This is a genomic window from Lacinutrix sp. 5H-3-7-4, assembly GCF_000211855.2.
Classification (GTDB): Bacteria; Bacteroidota; Bacteroidia; order Flavobacteriales; family Flavobacteriaceae; genus Lacinutrix.
This window is the reverse complement of record NC_015638.1, coordinates 1,034,788-1,050,052: the sequence shown is the minus strand read 5'-3', so window position 1 is coordinate 1,050,052 and position 15,265 is coordinate 1,034,788. Positions and strand designations below refer to the sequence as shown.

Genomic DNA, 15,265 nt, shown 5'->3' with positions numbered 1-15,265 from the left:
TATGTAAGTTAATCGCTTATTTTGTTGTTTTTATCGATTTTTAATTAAGATTTTATCGAATTGCTTAAGGGAGTGTTAAAATTTAGCTAAAATTTTAATAACTTGATAATCACTAATTTAAAAATCAACAATATAATGAGTAAAAAAACCAGCTATCTTCTAGGTATTTTGCTAACCATAATTATTGGTACAGTTTTGTATTGGTATTTGTGTTGTAAACCTTGTTTAGAAGCGCAAAATGCAATTGTGGAAACCGAAACAATTGAAGCAGAAAAACCCGAAGTAAAAACACCAACCTTTAATACTTTTTCTGCTATAGACGAAAAAAGTAGTATAAGATTTACAGCAAGTGATAATTTTAATTTTAAAGTATCAAACTTTGCTATTTTAGAACCTGTCTCGGATGGATTGAAGACTCAATTAGAGAGAGTTGCTGCTTATTTAAAAGATAATCCAGATAAAGCTATAGATGTAACTGGATACTATACGGCAGAAGAAAAAAATGAATCTGCTTTTCCAAATTTAGGACTTGCAAGAGCTAATGCAATTAAAAACTATTTTGTTTCAATAGGAGTTTCTACCAAGAAAATAAATACTTATGGAGAATTAAATGATAGTTTGGTGCCAGATAATAATTCTATTTTTTCTGGTCCGGCAGAGTATAGTATAGCAACAATAGATGCTAATGATACAAGTGAGCAAGAAGCTTTAGTGGCTTTAAAAGAAGATATAAAAGCAAATTCTTTAATGCTTTATTTTGATACTGGTGCAGCATCAATAAATCTTACAACACAACAAAGGGAAAAGGTTTCAAAAATTGTAAGGTATATAGATAAGGTTGATAATGCTAAAATTAGAATAACAGGTCATACAGATAATACAGGAAACCGTGAAACTAATATTGGTTTAGGAAAAAATAGAGCTGAGTTTGCAAAATCATACTTAGTGCAAAATGGTATAACATCTAATAAAATAAATACTTTTTCTAAGGGTCCAGATGAGCCAATTGCAGATAATAGCACCGAAGCCGGTAAAGCAAAAAATAGAAGATTAGTAGTAACAATTAATTAATTATATAAAAAATAAAAATTATGAATGTATTAGCAATAAGTGGTATTCCTTGCTGGTTAATCCCAATTTTAGTAGGTCTTATATGCGCAATTTTAGGGTATCTTTTAGGACGTTTATTTAGTAATGGTAGTGATGATGGTGCTAAAGTAAATGTAGATGTTTATAGAAATAGAATATCTAAACTTGAAGCAGATTTAGAAGCTTGTAAGTCAAGTAAAAAATCTACTTATTCCGGAGGTAACTCTTCGTTAGGAGCAGTATCTAGTTTTGCGGGAGATTCAATATCTGAACCAAGTAAAAGAGAAGAAACTAAAGCTGTAGTTTTCGATCTAGTAGCTGCAAAAGCAGTATTTGGAAAAAATATTAAGCAAGACGATTTAACTATTGTAGAAGGTATAGGGCCAAAAATTAAAGAATTGTTTCATAATCATGGAGTTACAACTTGGTCGGCATTGGCAGATTGTTCTGTAGAGAAGTGTTTAGAAGTTTTAAAAAGTGGTGGTAAGCGTTTTGAAATTCATAAACCAGGAACCTGGCCAAAACAAGCAAGTTTAGCAGCTTTGGGACAATGGCAGGAATTAAAAGATTGGCAAGATAAACTTGATGGTGGAAAATAAAATCACTTATTAAAACTTTAAAACCGTTTCTCCTAAAAGTAATAGGTGAAACGGTTTTTTTGTAAGAAAATCTTAGAATAATGCCAATCTTTGTTGGGAATTCTAGGACTTATTTAGAATTGATTAATAGCATAGCAAACTTATATATTATTAGTTTACAACATATTATCTAATGTATAAATGGTAGTTAATTTTGTGTAAATGGTAAGTTAAAATGGAGATTAACTGTACTTAACCTTTCTTAATATTCTAATAGACTCTTTGTAGCGTATGTAAACAGTATTATTATATTGTTTTAAATACGGTTTAGCTTCATGTAATTTATCTATTGCTTCATGAAAATTATTTAAATAGCAAATTAGGTATGTAGCTGGTAAATTATTAAGGTCGTTAGCCTGGGTAGTTGTTAACTTGCTATTGTTTTTTAGCTTCTCAAGTAGGACATTGTTTGCATTGTATATATGGTGTAAAACTTTTTTGTCAAATTGTGGAGGTTGAAATATTAATGTAGAATCAATAGTATAATTAGCATTGTTATTAAATTTGATTATAGTTTCTTCTAATGGGTAGTATTTGTAGTTGCTTTGAAGGCCTAACGAAACATACTCAGTAATTTTAAAACTATCATTATCAAAAGAAATAGAAACTTCATCAAGTGCAGAATAAAATAAACGAACTTGTTCGTTAATAAGTTCAATATCTACACGAGAATAAAATATTTCATTTTTTACCTGTTTTTTTTGTCCTGCCCAACACACAACAAAATATTCTTTAAAAACTTTGTATTGTGGGTTGTAGTCTTCTCTTTTGTTCATAAAATCAAAAACACTACTTAAAGTGTATTCAATATTATTGTGTGAGTGACTTTCTATGGCTTCAACAATTTTAGAGTTTACATCCTTAATGTCACTTTTAAAAACCTTCGGCATGCTCATGCTTCCGTCTCTAAAAAACACAGAACCGCCATAATATTTCCAAATATTTTTTTTTAAAGATGTTAATCCATCTATGGCACGAATAGTTACTAAACCAACAACTTTATAATCTGGAAGATGAGGAAAAGGTATATTTTCGTATTGTACTATTGGCGGATTGGTAAGGTAGGCGTTAATAAGATTTTGAATTTTAGAATCGTCAAAAAAATCAACACCAACAATAGTGTTATCCTCATCTTCTACGCCAATTACTATATACGAGTTATTTTTTGGGTTGCTATTAGATAAAGCGCAAACGTGTTTTAAAAATTTAGCTTTTCCTTCTTTTTGTCCAATGTCTATTTTGCGTTTTTTATCATAAAAACTGTTCTCGTCGTTATGTGCGAGTAGGTTCTTTATTAAAAGACGCTTGTTAATCATTTTTTTCCTGTTTTAAAGGAGTTTTATTTTTAGTTCATATTTCTTTTTTAACAATAGTGCTACTTGCCTGCGCAGTGCAAAACATTAAAACATCTGCAATATTAACATGTGGCGGTCTTGAAATGGCAAAATAAATTACATCTGCAACATCCTCTGGTTGTAAAGCTTTGTAGCCTTTGTAAACATTATCGGCTAGTGTTTCGCCTTTAAAACGTACTTGAGAAAATTCGGTTTCTACAAGACCAGGATTTATGGCGCCAACTTTAATACCGTATGGATTTAAGTCTATTCTCATACCTTCTGTAATTGCTATTACAGCATGTTTACTTGCGCAATACACATTGCCTTTTGGGTAAACTTCTTTTCCTGCTGATGAGCCAATGTTTATAATGTGTCCAGATTTACGCTCAGTCATTTGTGGTATTATAGCTTTGCTTACATATAATAAGCCTTTAACATTAATATCCATCATGGCATCCCAATCGTCTATATTGCCTTCGTGAATTGGGTCTAAGCCATGTGCATTACCAGCATTATTAATTAATATGTCTATATTTTTAAAGTTTTCTGGTAAAGATTCTATTGCTGTAAAAACTGCTTTTTTATCTCGAACATCAAAGTTTAAAATATGTACTTCGGTGTGTTTTCTTAATGCTTTTTTTATGGTTTCTAAGCGTTCTTGGCGTCTGCCGCAAACTATAAGTTTAATGCCGTGTTTAGCAAATTCGTGAGCTGTAGCTCGACCAATACCACTTGTAGCTCCTGTAATTAATGCTGTTTTATTTCTACTCATAATTTATTTTTTACTATTCACTATTAAGGCACTTTGTGTCCTTGGCAGGCCACTAAAATTAAAAACCAATCTTCTAAATCTAGATTAATAGCAGTTGCTTTTACGGCATTAGTCATTCTGTTAGTATTAGTTGTGCCAATAACGGGACGAATATTTGCCGGGTGTTTTAAAATCCATGCTAAAAGTAATTGGTCTTCTGTGGCATTGTATTTGTCCATCAAATTACCTAACTGTTTATGTATGCGTCTTGTTTGTTCTGTATCTTCTTTAAATACATTTCCTAAAGGCGACCATGACATAGTGCCAATATTGTTAGTTTGCATATAATCTAATGTGCCATCATGCATTGCAGTATGTTGTGTTAATGAAAACTCTATTTGGTTTGTAGAAATTTCGGCATGTTGTTTTACTAATTCCATTTGGGAAGCAGTAAAGTTAGAGACTCCAAAGTGTTTTACTTTACCTGTATTGCGAAGTGTTTCAAAAGCTTCAGCTATAACTTCTGGTTCCATTAATGGACTTGGTCTGTGTAGAAGAAACAAATCTATATAATCTGTTTTTAGGTTTTTTAGGGATTGTTCCGCGGAAGCGATAATATAGTCCTTTGTATAGTTATAGTGTTTAACTTTAAGTTCTGGTCTCGACTTGCCAAGATATTGAATTCCGCATTTTGTTATAAATTGGACGTTGTTTCTATCTATGCCACTTTCTATAAATGCGTTCCCAAAATCATTTTCTGTGGAGTAGTCTCCATAAATATCGGCGTGATCAAAGGTTGTTATGTTGTTTTCTAAGCAGTGATGTATGCGTTCAAGCATTTCGGTTTTGTTAAGGTTGTTTCCCCAAGCTCCCCAAGTCATTGTGCCGGCTACGATATTTGAATATTTATTTTTATTCATTATAATTTTTCAATTTGTGTTTAATTAACTTGCGTTTTGTGATGAAATTAAAAAACGCAGTATTGTTAATTTTTTTTTGATGCTTTAAAAATACCAAACTAATTGCTATTAGGTGCTTTAAATGCTTGAATTTTTAACCAATTATTAACAAGATATATGTAAAAAAAGTGACAATTTGCAGTTCTTAATTTCCAATATTAAATTCGACTTATAAAAACTATATAAAGATGGAAGAAACAGGTACTATTGATATTAAATCAATTAACGAAAAAATTGAAAAGGAAAGTGCCTTTGTCGATTTATTGACACTTGAAATGAATAAAGTAATTGTTGGCCAAAAACATATGGTTGAACGATTATTAATTGGGCTTTTGGGACGTGGTCATATTTTACTTGAAGGTGTTCCTGGATTAGCAAAAACGCTTGCTATTAATACTTTATCTAAAGCTGTTGATGGTAGTTTTAGCCGTATACAGTTTACTCCAGATTTATTACCTGCAGATGTTGTAGGTACTTTAATTTTTAATATGAAGGAGAATGATTTTTCTATTAAAAAAGGTCCAATTTTTGCAAATTTTGTTTTGGCCGATGAGATTAACAGAGCGCCAGCAAAAGTACAATCTGCTTTATTAGAAGCAATGCAGGAGAAACAAGTAACTATTGGAGATGAAACTTTTGTTTTAGATAAGCCATTTTTAGTTATGGCAACACAAAACCCAGTTGAGCAAGAAGGTACTTACCCACTGCCAGAAGCACAAGTTGATAGGTTTATGCTAAAAACGGTTATAGATTACCCTAAACAAGATGAAGAGCAATTAATTATGCGTGCTAATTTAAAAGGTTCTTGGGATAAAGTAAATCCTGTAGTTTCTGTAGCGCAAATATTAAGAGCTCAAGAAGTTGTGAGAGAAGTTTATATGGATGAGAAGATAGAGAAATATATACTTGATATAATTTTCGCAACACGCTACCCAGAACAATATAAATTAGGAGATTTAAAACCTTTAATTGCTTTTGGTGCTTCGCCACGTGGAAGTATTAACTTAGCAACAGCAGCAAAATGTTATGCTTTTATTAAACGTCGTGGTTATGTAATACCAGAAGATGTTCGTGCTGTGGTACACGATGTATTACGTCATAGAATTGGTATTACTTACGAAGCAGAAGCAGAAAATGTTACTAGTGAAGATATAATAAATAAAATTGTAAATGTAGTTGAGGTGCCATAATTAAAGTAAGCAGTCAATTAGTTCTCAGTAGGCATTAATCTACTTGTAGTCTAATTTTTTTTACTGCTCATTTAATATTTAACATCGAAAATTAATTTTCACATACCGATTTCGCAATTTTTAGAACTGCTTACTGCAAACTAAAAACTGTATACTAAAAAATAATGGATACTAAAGAATTATTAAAAAAAGTACGTAAAATAGAGATTAAGACACGTCGTTTGTCTGATCATGTTTTTGGAGGCGAATACCATTCGACTTTTAAAGGTCGAGGTATGACTTTTTCTGAAGTTCGCCAGTATCAATTTGGAGACGATGTAAGAAATATAGACTGGAATGTAACTGCCAGAACCAATCAACCTCATATAAAAGTTTTTGAAGAAGAACGTGAGCTAACCATGTTATTAATGGTAGATATTTCAGGTTCAGAGTTGTTTGGTACAGACCAACAATTTAAAAATGAAATTATAACCGAAATTTCTGCAACATTAGCTTTTTCAGCAACTCAAAACAATGATAAAATTGGACTTATATTGTTTTCAGATGAAATTGAATTATACATTCCGCCTAAAAAAGGCCGCTCACATGTACTTAGAATTATTAGAGAATTAATAGAATTTGAGCCTAAAAGTAAAGGTACAAACGTTGCAGAAGCTCTAAAGTTTATGCGTAATGTAATGAAGAAAAAAGCAATTGTTTTTGTGTTGAGTGATTTTATTGCAGACGACTATAGTCACACTTTAAAAATAGCAGCAGGAAAGCATGATGTTACAGGTATAAGAGTTTACGATAAACGCGAAGAAGAAATACCAAATTTAGGTATGGTGCAAATGCAAGATGAAGAATCTGGCGAACTTATGTTAGTAAACACAGCATCAAAAAAAGTAAGAACAAACTACAGTAAGTTTTATCATGAAAAAGTGGCTTACTATAAAGACAGTTTTGCTAAAGCAGGTGCAGGAACAATAGATTGTAGAGTAGATGAAAGCTATGTAAAAAAGCTATTAGGTTATTTTAAAAGAAGATAATTAAATATAATATTTGGTTAAGCGAAGTCAAGACCTTTAGTAAATGAAAAAAACAAAATCACTTTTTAAAAAGAAAATAACGCAAAACAGAACACTTGTTCTGTCTTTTTTCTTTGCAATCTTTTCATTTTTATCTTATGCTCAAGTAAAAGCTTCAATAGATGTAGATTCTATTAAAATAGGAGAACAAATTACCTATAAAGTTGAGGTTGAGGCAGACACAGCAGCACTTGTTATTTTCCCAGAAGGTAAAACGTTTGGCGCACTAGAGGTTATAGAGAATTACACAATAGATACTACAAGAAACAACGCTAAGTATAACCTAATTAAAAAATACGGTTTAACACAATTCGATTCTGGAGCTTATACAATACCAAGGCAAAAAATTATAATTGGAGCCAAAAATGTTTTTACAGATTCTCTTAAAATTGAAGTAAGAGAAATCGCTGTAGATACAACAAAACAAGGTTTGTATGATATAAAACCTATAATAGCAGTAGATAAAAGTGTAGGTAATTGGTGGAAATATCTTCTGCTTTCAATAGTAGCTTTAGCACTAGTAGCATTTCTGTTATGGTGGTTTATATGGAGAGTAAAACCTTTAACCGAAGAAGAAGAAATAGCATTATTGCCACCGTACGATAGAGCAAAATTAGCTTTAAAAAAATTAGATGAAACAGGATATCTTCAAAATGAAAATTTAAAAGATTACTATTCAGATTTAACTTTTATAATAAGAAAATATTTAGACGAGAAAGTCTACGATCGTGCATTAGAGAGTACAACAGATGAGTTGGTAGCAAGGCTAAACTTGCTAAAAGAAGGTAATAAAATAGAATTAAGTAAAGAAGATATAAATAATATTGAAACGATACTTAAAAGAGCCGATTTGGTAAAATTTGCTAAAGGTAAACCAGATGTAGCTTTAGCCGAAATCGATAGAAACACAATAGATTTAGAGTTAGATCATGTAAAAGAAGCCTTGCCAGAACCAACCGAAGAAGAAAAACTTTTAGACCAGCAATACAAAGAAGAAATAGAAAAACAACAAAAACGTAAAAAAGTATTGTTAACAGCAGGTATTGTAGGTTTATTGTTAATAGCAACCTTTGCAGGCTTTGCTTATAAATATGGTTTTAACTACGTAAAAGATACCATTGTACAAAAAGAAAGTAAACAGCTACTAGAAGAAAATTGGGTAACAAGTGAATATGGTTTTCCTCCAATTACTATTAGCACACCAAAAGTACTTAAGCGTATAGAAAAAGCAGAAACAACCGCACAAAATCCAAATGTTAAAGCTTCAGGTTTTAGTTATGGAGCGATAGAAGATATTTTAAGCATTGCAACAGCAACTGTTACAATACAAAACCAAGCAAGTTTACAACCATCTCAACCTGGACAACAACAATCACAACAAGATAATACTCCAGATATAGATTTAGAACAAACAGGCGAAGCTATTGTAAGAAGCTTAGAGTCTAAAGGTGCTAAAGATATTATTTTGTTAAACGAAAAATTCACCACACCAAATGGAGCAGAAGGACTAAGAATTTACGGTTCTATTAGCTTGCCAACTTCAGGAAGTGATGCGTTAAGAACAGGAAAATATAACGTATTATTATTTACTGTTGGTAATATATTACAGCAAATTATAATAACACAAGAAGACGATGTATATCTAGACGATGTTGTAAAACAAGTACTAGAATCAATAGAATTAAAACCAAAAACCGAATAATGTTTGAAGGCATAGAATTTTTAAATAAAGAACTCTTTTGGTTGTTGCTATTACTACCATTAGCAATTGTATGGTATATATTTAAAAACAAACAACAAACAGCAGAGCTAAAAATATCTAGTTTAAAAGGCTTTAAAGTAACAAGCTCATGGTTGCCAAAATTTAAGCACTTTTTATTTGCACTAAGACTTATTGCATTAGCACTAATAATAACAGCAATTGCTAGACCACGAACAGTAGATGTGTCTACAAAAACAAAAACAACTCGTGGTATAGATATTGTTATGGCAATAGATGTTTCTGCCAGTATGTTGGCAAAAGATTTAAAACCAAATCGTTTAGAAGCGTTAAAAAATGTAGCAAGTGAGTTTATAAAAGGTAGGCCAAACGACCGTATTGGTTTAGTAGAATATGCAGGAGAAAGCTATACAAAAACACCAATAACAAGCGATAAAAGTATTGTATTACGCTCGCTTCAAGAAATAAGATATAATAACATAATAGAAGGAGGAACCGCAATAGGTATGGGTTTAGCCACTGCTGTTAATAGGTTAAAAGATAGTAAGGCAAAAAGCAAAGTAATTATACTTTTAACAGATGGTGTAAACAATTCTGGTTCAATTAATCCAAAAATTGCAAGCGAATTAGCAGTAGAGTTTGGTATAAAAACCTATACAATTGGTTTAGGTACAAATGGCATGGCGTTATCGCCAATTGCAATAAAGCAAAATGGGCAATTTCAATATGGTAGAGTTAAAGTAGAAATTGATGAAACACTATTAAAAGAAATAGCGCAAGTAACAGGAGGAAAATATTTTAGAGCAACAAACAATAAAAAGTTAGCCGAAATATATGATGAAATAAACAAGCTTGAAAAAACCGAAATAGAAGAATTTAAGTTTTACAATTACGAAGAGAAGTTTCGTATGTTCGTTTGGATTGCAGGTATATTATTATTGTTTGAATTATTATTAAGAATAACAATTTTTAGAAGTTTTATATAAGCAATTGAATAAAGGAATAATTATACAAGGCAGTTCTAGAAGTGAAGGCGATACAAGTAAAATTGTACAAGTTTTAAAAGCAAAAACAGGCTATGATGTAGTAGACTTAAACACAAAAAACATTGGTCATTTTGACTATGAGTTTAATAATAGAGATGACGATTTTATCCCGTTATTTAAAAACATAGTTACAAATTATAAAATAATAGTGTTTGTAACACCAATATATTGGTATACAATGAGTGGGTTAATGAAAGTTTTTTTCGATCGTATTTCAGATTTTTTAAAATTAGAAAAAGATTACGGTCGCCAGTTAAGAAACATGCAAATGGCAAGCGTAAGTAGTAGTAACGATAGCCGTTTTTATAATGGTTTCGAAATGCCTTTCATCAATTCGGCAAAATATTTAGGTATGCAATATAAAGGCCATTTACACACTTGGGTAGAAGCAGGAAGAGTGTCGCAAGAAGTAAATAATAGCATAGAGAATTTTGTTGAAAAGCAAATTTTAAAATAATTAAAAAAACGAATAAACATTAAAAGATGTTTCAATTAGAAGAAAAAATATGGTTTTGGGCATTATTGGTTATTCCAGTAATAATAGTGCTGTTTTTAATGCTTCAGTTTTGGAAACGTCACACACAAAACAAATTTGCAAATCAAGCAATATTAAAACGCTTAAGTCCAAACAAATCGTTATTTAAGCCAATACTAAAAATTCTCGTTTTATGTTTAGCATTTGCAAGTTTGGCAATTGCTTTAGTAAATCCAAAAGTGGGTTCAAAACTAGAAACAATTAAACGTGAAGGTGTAGATATTGTATTTGCAATAGACGTATCAAAAAGTATGCTTGCTGAAGATATTGCACCAAACCGTTTAGAGAAATCAAAACAGTTAGTTACGCAAATTATAAACAATCTAGCAAGTGACCGCGTAGGAATAATAGCTTACGCCGGTAAAGCATTTCCACAATTACCAATAACAACAGACTATGCTTCTGCGAAAATGTTTTTACAAAACATGAATACAGATATGTTGTCATCTCAAGGTACAGCAATAAACGAAGCCATAGAATTAGCCAAAACATATTATGACGATGACCAGCAAACAAATCGCGTACTTGTAATAATATCAGATGGAGAAGACCATAGTGAAGCAGCCGCAAATGTTGCCGAAGAAGCCAGTAACGAAGGTATTCGTATTTTTACAATAGGCGTTGGAGATGCAAAAGGAGGTCCAATTCCAATAAAAAGAAACGGTGTTGTTTTAAATTATAAAAAAGACAAACAAGGCGAAACCGTAATTACAAGATTAAACGAGCAAACACTTGTTGATATCGCAGAGGAAGCCAATGGCGCCTACATAAACGGTAGAGTTACAAGTGAAGTGGTAGATGAGATTAGAGACATCTTAAATAAAATGGATAAAACCGAATTTGAAGCAAAACAATTTGCAGAATTTAAAGACCAATTTCAATGGTTTTTAGGTCTAGCCATTTTGTTTTTAATTATAGATATTTTCTTATTAGAAAGAAAAACAGCATGGCTTAAAAAACTTAATCTCTTTAACGAAAATCTATAAATTTCGCTTCCGCGGAAGCGTGCAAAACAATCTGAATGTTAATGAGTTAATTTTTATAAAATCATTAACACATATAAAAGAGACACTTTTATATATTTAGAAGTTGAAAAAAATGAAAAATTTAATAACCTACATATTCGTATTTGTTTCAATATTTTCTTTCGCTCAAGAAGAAGAAAATATTAAAAAGCTTAATAAAATTAAGCAAACAGCAAACAATTTAATTTATAATGCTAATGATTTGGTGAGTGAAGACGATTTCGTTTTAGCAGAAATGGAATATAGAAAAGCACTTTCTACACAACCAACAAATACAGCGGGAGCATATAATTTAGGACATTCTTATTACAAAAAAGGAAATTTTGACGAAGCACTTTACCGCAATCAACAAGCAGTAAAAAATGCAACTAATAAAACCGAAAAACACAGAGCATATCATAATATAGGTAACATATTAATGCAAAATAAAAAATGTAGAGAAGCTATTGATGCATACAAAAATGCATTACGAAGCGATCCAACAGATGATGAAACACGTTACAATTTAGGTCTTGCAAAAGAATGTGCTAAAAATCAAGAGCCACCACAAGAAGAAGACGATAAAAAAGACGATAACCAAGAAAACGAAGAAAATAAAGATAAAAAGGAGAAAGAAGACGAAGGCGAAAATAAAGACGACAAAAAAGATCAGGGCGACGACGATAAAAAAGAAGGAGACGACAAAGAAGATAAAGGTAAGCCAGACGAAGAAAAAGAAAAAGACGGAAAAGGAGATGACGAAAAGAAAGAACAACAAAAGCCGCAACAGCAACCAGGACAATTATCGCCTCAACAAATTAAAAACTTGTTAGAAGCTATGAATAATCAAGAACAAAAAGTACAAGAGAAAATAAATGCCGAAAAAGCAAAAGGTGCTAAAGTTCAAACAGAAAAAGATTGGTAATTAACATATTCGTTATTTTCGCAACACAGGAAATATCAAAATGTTTATTTTAAATAATGAAACTAATAAAATACATATCATTTTTATTAATAATACTTTCTACAAGTATTGTAACTGCGCAAGTAGAATTTAAAGCTAGAGTAAGTAAAAAAACACTAGGTTTAAACGAACGATTACGTGTAGATTTTTCTATGAATCAAGATGGAGATAATTTTAAAGCTCCAAAGTTTAGTGGCTTTAATATTGTTGGTGGTCCAAACCAATCTGTAAGTAACTCATGGATTAATGGTAAACGCTCATTCGAGAAAACCTATAGCTATTTTTTAGCTCCAGAACGCATGGGTGATTTTATGATAGAAGAAGCAACAATAGAAATTGAAGGCAAAACCTATAAAAGCTCACCAATAGTTATAAAAGTAACTAAAGCTATAGATAAGCCTAAAGACCCTAATAGCCCAAGTGTTGTAGCAAGTGAAAATATACATTTGGTAGCAGAGGTCTCTAAAACAAACCCTTATTTAAACGAAGCAGTTACTGTAGTTTATAAACTTTATGTTTCACCATCAACAGGAGTTAGTAACTGGAGAGAAACTAAAGATCCAGAATTCGACGATTTTTGGAGTCAAAACATAAATCCTAAAGGTTTAAAAGCCGAACGAGGTAAATATAAAGGTGAAGATTACCAGTTTGTAATATTAAGACGTACAGTTTTATACCCACAAAAAACAGGTAAATTAGAAATCGAACCATTACAATTAGAAGTCACTGCCGAAGTTCCAACAAGACGACGCGATATTTTTGGGCAACGATTAATGAGTAAAGTTCTAGTAAATGTATCAGCAGGAAGTCGTACAATAAATGTAAAACCTTTACCAGAAGAAAACAAGCCAGAAGATTTTAATGGAGCAGTAGGCGAATTTTCTATTAATTTAAGCACCTCTAAAACAGCATTAAATGCATCAGAGTCTCTACAAGCTAAAGTTGAGGTAGAAGGAAAAGGAAACTTAAAACTTTTCGAAATTCCTAAGTTAAACTTACCAGGATCTTTAGAGGTTTACGAGCCAGAACACAACGAGAACGTACGTACAACATTTAATGGGATGCAAGGTAGTATTTCAGACAGTTACACTATTGTACCGCAATACAAAGGCAAATATCCAATTCCGGCAATTTCATTTTCGTATTTCGATCCAAAAACAGAAAGTTATAAAAGACTTTCTACTAACGAACAAATTGTAAACGTTTTAGAAGGTCCGGTTTATGGAGCTTCAGATAATAATTTAGTCACTCAAGGTAGTGAAAAACAACGTGTGGTTTTAAGTAATGATCAATTTGCTTTTATTAAAACCGAGCCTCATTTTATATCTAAAACTCAAAAGCCGTTTTTTAAATCAACAGCATTCTGGACAAGCTTATTAGCGCCACTGTTATGTATACCGTTAGCTATTGTTTTTAGAAGAAAAAGAGACGAGCGCGCAAGTGATGTTGTAGGAAACAGACTTAGAAAAGCAGACCGTTTGGCTAAAAAGTATTTAGGTGCCGCAAAAAAATCTCTAGGACAAAAAGAAGCCTTTTACATAGCTTTAGAAAGAGCACTTCATAATTATTTAAAAGCAAAATTAAATATAGAAACAAGCGAGCTAAGTAAAGACAGGATTAGTGTTCTACTAACCGAAAAAAATGTAGAACAAACCGTAATTAACGATTTTATAAGTATTCTAGAAAATTGTGAATTAGCAAGATATACGCCAATTACAACCGTAACCATGCAACAAGATTACGATAAAGCAGCAAAAACAATAAACTTAATAGATAAGCAAATTAGATAAGTTTTAAATAAAAAATGAAATACTTACTCTACATATTTTTATTCTTCTTAGGAAGCGTATCTGCACAAAATGAAAAATATTTTGAGCAAGGTAATACATTATATAATCAAGGTAAATATGCCGAAGCTTTAAGTAGGTATCAAGCTATTTTAAAAACTAACGAACACTCGGCAGAGCTTTATTTTAATATAGCAAATGCGCATTATAAATTAAATCATATAGCACCAAGTGTATATTATTATGAAAAAGCTTTAGCTTTAAAACCAAACGACAAGGATATAAAAAATAATTTGTCGTTTGCTAACAACATGCGTGTAGATGCTATACATAATTTACCAGAAGTTGGCTTATCTAAATTTGTAAAAAACTTTGCAAATATTATGTCTTTTGATGCTTGGGCAAAAGTATCTATAGGTTTGGTAGTGTTATTTGTATTATTGTATTTAGCATACTATTTTACATATACAACAGGAAAAAAACGTTTGCTTTTTATAAGTAGTACATTAAGTATATTTTTAGCCTTTATAGCATTAGCCTTTACCTTTTATAATTACAATTTAACTAGACAAAATAATCCTGCAATAGTTTTTGCACAAGAAGCACAAGTAAAAAGCGAGCCTAATTTAAGAAGTGACGAAGCTTTTGTTTTGCATGAAGGAACTAAAGTGCAGGTACTTGATACAGTAAACAATTGGAAAAAAATAAAACTTAGTGATGGTAAAACAGGTTGGATTCCAAATAGCGATATAAAATTATTAGACATTTTTTATTAATAGTTTAACTATTATTTAAGAATCAAGATTTATATTTGCTTTTCAATTTTAAGAAAGTTTGAAAATAAATATATCTATATTTTTTACAGTGCTGTTTTTAGCAATTATAACAGCTCCATCAATAATTACAATTATTGATGACACTGCAGATGTTTCTGTTTTCTATAGTCTTTCTGAAGAAGAAGAAGAACACGCTTGTATTAAGTTAATCTTTACCAAAACAAATGAAGATAACAGTTCTTTTTTTAACTCTTTACAAAATGAAAACTTAGGGTATTACTACAAAAACTATCCTAAACCACATTTAAATCTCATATTTCCACCACCCGATTTTATCTAAGTATTAATTCGTTAGACTTTATAGTCCCATAAAATTATTATTTAGTAAACACTATTGAAATA

At 31.1% G+C, this 15,265-nt stretch carries 15 protein-coding genes; 12 read left to right on the top strand and 3 right to left on the bottom strand.

The window, feature by feature from the left end:
* Positions 1-135 precede the first annotated feature (135 nt).
* Positions 136-1,071, top strand: a complete 936-nt coding sequence (locus LACAL_RS04575; protein ID WP_013869536.1) for an OmpA family protein — start codon at positions 136-138, stop codon at positions 1,069-1,071.
* A gap of 20 nt (positions 1,072-1,091) precedes the next feature.
* Positions 1,092-1,688: a hypothetical protein gene (locus LACAL_RS04570; RefSeq protein WP_013869535.1), complete on the top strand. Its 597-nt coding sequence runs from the start codon at positions 1,092-1,094 to the stop codon at positions 1,686-1,688.
* A 221-nt stretch (positions 1,689-1,909) separates the two neighbouring features.
* On the opposite strand, the gene LACAL_RS04565 is transcribed toward LACAL_RS04570, so the two are convergent.
* Genes LACAL_RS04565 through LACAL_RS04555 form a run of 3 tightly spaced genes read right to left on the bottom strand, consistent with a single transcriptional unit; the run spans position 1,910 to position 4,735 of the window.
* On the bottom strand, positions 1,910-3,043 hold the full coding sequence (locus LACAL_RS04565) for an ATP-binding protein (RefSeq protein ID WP_013869534.1): 1,134 nt from the start codon (positions 3,041-3,043) through the stop codon (positions 1,910-1,912).
* Positions 3,044-3,077: 34 nt separating this feature from the next.
* Positions 3,078-3,836: an SDR family NAD(P)-dependent oxidoreductase gene (locus LACAL_RS04560; RefSeq protein ID WP_013869533.1), complete on the bottom strand. Its 759-nt coding sequence runs from the start codon at positions 3,834-3,836 to the stop codon at positions 3,078-3,080.
* Between the two features lie 23 nt (positions 3,837-3,859).
* Positions 3,860-4,735, bottom strand: a complete 876-nt coding sequence (locus LACAL_RS04555) for an aldo/keto reductase family oxidoreductase (RefSeq protein ID WP_013869532.1) — start codon at positions 4,733-4,735, stop codon at positions 3,860-3,862.
* Between the two features lie 227 nt (positions 4,736-4,962).
* On the opposite strand from LACAL_RS04555, the gene LACAL_RS04550 reads away from it, so the two are divergent.
* The 10 genes from LACAL_RS04550 to LACAL_RS04505 all read left to right on the top strand — a co-directional run bounded on the left by LACAL_RS04550 (position 4,963) and on the right by LACAL_RS04505 (position 15,203).
* The gene (locus tag LACAL_RS04550) at positions 4,963-5,964 is read left to right on the top strand and encodes a MoxR family ATPase (protein ID WP_013869531.1); all 1,002 of its coding nucleotides are present in this window, start codon (positions 4,963-4,965) and stop codon (positions 5,962-5,964) included.
* 164 nt (positions 5,965-6,128) lie between these two features.
* Entirely contained in the window at positions 6,129-6,992 is an 864-nt protein-coding gene (locus LACAL_RS04545; RefSeq protein ID WP_013869530.1) for a DUF58 domain-containing protein, read from the top strand.
* 43 nt (positions 6,993-7,035) lie between these two features.
* Positions 7,036-8,733 carry a hypothetical protein gene (locus tag LACAL_RS04540; RefSeq protein WP_013869529.1) on the top strand — a complete coding sequence of 566 codons (1,698 nt, stop codon included), beginning with the start codon at positions 7,036-7,038 and terminating at the stop codon, positions 8,731-8,733.
* Entirely contained in the window at positions 8,733-9,737 is a 1,005-nt protein-coding gene (locus LACAL_RS04535) for a VWA domain-containing protein (protein WP_013869528.1), read from the top strand. Before LACAL_RS04540 ends, LACAL_RS04535 begins: the two co-directional genes overlap by 1 nt.
* A 4-nt stretch (positions 9,738-9,741) precedes the next feature.
* Positions 9,742-10,254 (top strand): flavodoxin family protein, encoded by a 513-nt coding sequence (locus tag LACAL_RS04530; protein WP_013869527.1) that lies wholly within the window; start codon positions 9,742-9,744, stop codon positions 10,252-10,254.
* Positions 10,255-10,280: 26 nt separating this feature from the next.
* Positions 10,281-11,318, top strand: a complete 1,038-nt coding sequence (locus LACAL_RS04525; protein ID WP_013869526.1) for a VWA domain-containing protein — start codon at positions 10,281-10,283, stop codon at positions 11,316-11,318.
* A 112-nt stretch (positions 11,319-11,430) separates the two neighbouring features.
* The gene (locus LACAL_RS04520) at positions 11,431-12,261 is read left to right on the top strand and encodes a tetratricopeptide repeat protein (protein WP_013869525.1); all 831 of its coding nucleotides are present in this window, start codon (positions 11,431-11,433) and stop codon (positions 12,259-12,261) included.
* Positions 12,262-12,317: 56 nt separating this feature from the next.
* Positions 12,318-14,090: a BatD family protein gene (locus tag LACAL_RS04515; protein WP_013869524.1), complete on the top strand. Its 1,773-nt coding sequence runs from the start codon at positions 12,318-12,320 to the stop codon at positions 14,088-14,090.
* A gap of 14 nt (positions 14,091-14,104) precedes the next feature.
* The gene (locus tag LACAL_RS04510) at positions 14,105-14,863 is read left to right on the top strand and encodes an SH3 domain-containing protein (protein WP_013869523.1); all 759 of its coding nucleotides are present in this window, start codon (positions 14,105-14,107) and stop codon (positions 14,861-14,863) included.
* 58 nt (positions 14,864-14,921) lie between these two features.
* Entirely contained in the window at positions 14,922-15,203 is a 282-nt protein-coding gene (locus tag LACAL_RS04505) for a hypothetical protein (RefSeq protein WP_148256121.1), read from the top strand.
* Positions 15,204-15,265: the final 62 nt, after the last annotated feature.

Bases quoted from the DNA above. Each gene is read 5' to 3' on its own strand.
- LACAL_RS04575 (WP_013869536.1), top strand. From the start codon at position 136: ATGAGTAAAAAAACCAGCTATCTTCTAGGTATTTTGCTAACCATAATT.
- LACAL_RS04570 (WP_013869535.1), top strand. From the start codon at position 1,092: ATGAATGTATTAGCAATAAGTGGTATTCCTTGCTGGTTAATCCCAATT.
- LACAL_RS04565 (WP_013869534.1), bottom strand. From the start codon at position 3,043: ATGATTAACAAGCGTCTTTTAATAAAGAACCTACTCGCACATAACGAC.
- LACAL_RS04560 (WP_013869533.1), bottom strand. From the start codon at position 3,836: ATGAGTAGAAATAAAACAGCATTAATTACAGGAGCTACAAGTGGTATT.
- LACAL_RS04555 (WP_013869532.1), bottom strand. From the start codon at position 4,735: ATGAATAAAAATAAATATTCAAATATCGTAGCCGGCACAATGACTTGG.
- LACAL_RS04550 (WP_013869531.1), top strand. From the start codon at position 4,963: ATGGAAGAAACAGGTACTATTGATATTAAATCAATTAACGAAAAAATT.
- LACAL_RS04545 (WP_013869530.1), top strand. From the start codon at position 6,129: ATGGATACTAAAGAATTATTAAAAAAAGTACGTAAAATAGAGATTAAG.
- LACAL_RS04540 (WP_013869529.1), top strand. From the start codon at position 7,036: ATGAAAAAAACAAAATCACTTTTTAAAAAGAAAATAACGCAAAACAGA.
- LACAL_RS04535 (WP_013869528.1), top strand. From the start codon at position 8,733: ATGTTTGAAGGCATAGAATTTTTAAATAAAGAACTCTTTTGGTTGTTG.
- LACAL_RS04525 (WP_013869526.1), top strand. From the start codon at position 10,281: ATGTTTCAATTAGAAGAAAAAATATGGTTTTGGGCATTATTGGTTATT.
- LACAL_RS04520 (WP_013869525.1), top strand. From the start codon at position 11,431: ATGAAAAATTTAATAACCTACATATTCGTATTTGTTTCAATATTTTCT.
- LACAL_RS04515 (WP_013869524.1), top strand. From the start codon at position 12,318: ATGAAACTAATAAAATACATATCATTTTTATTAATAATACTTTCTACA.
- LACAL_RS04510 (WP_013869523.1), top strand. From the start codon at position 14,105: ATGAAATACTTACTCTACATATTTTTATTCTTCTTAGGAAGCGTATCT.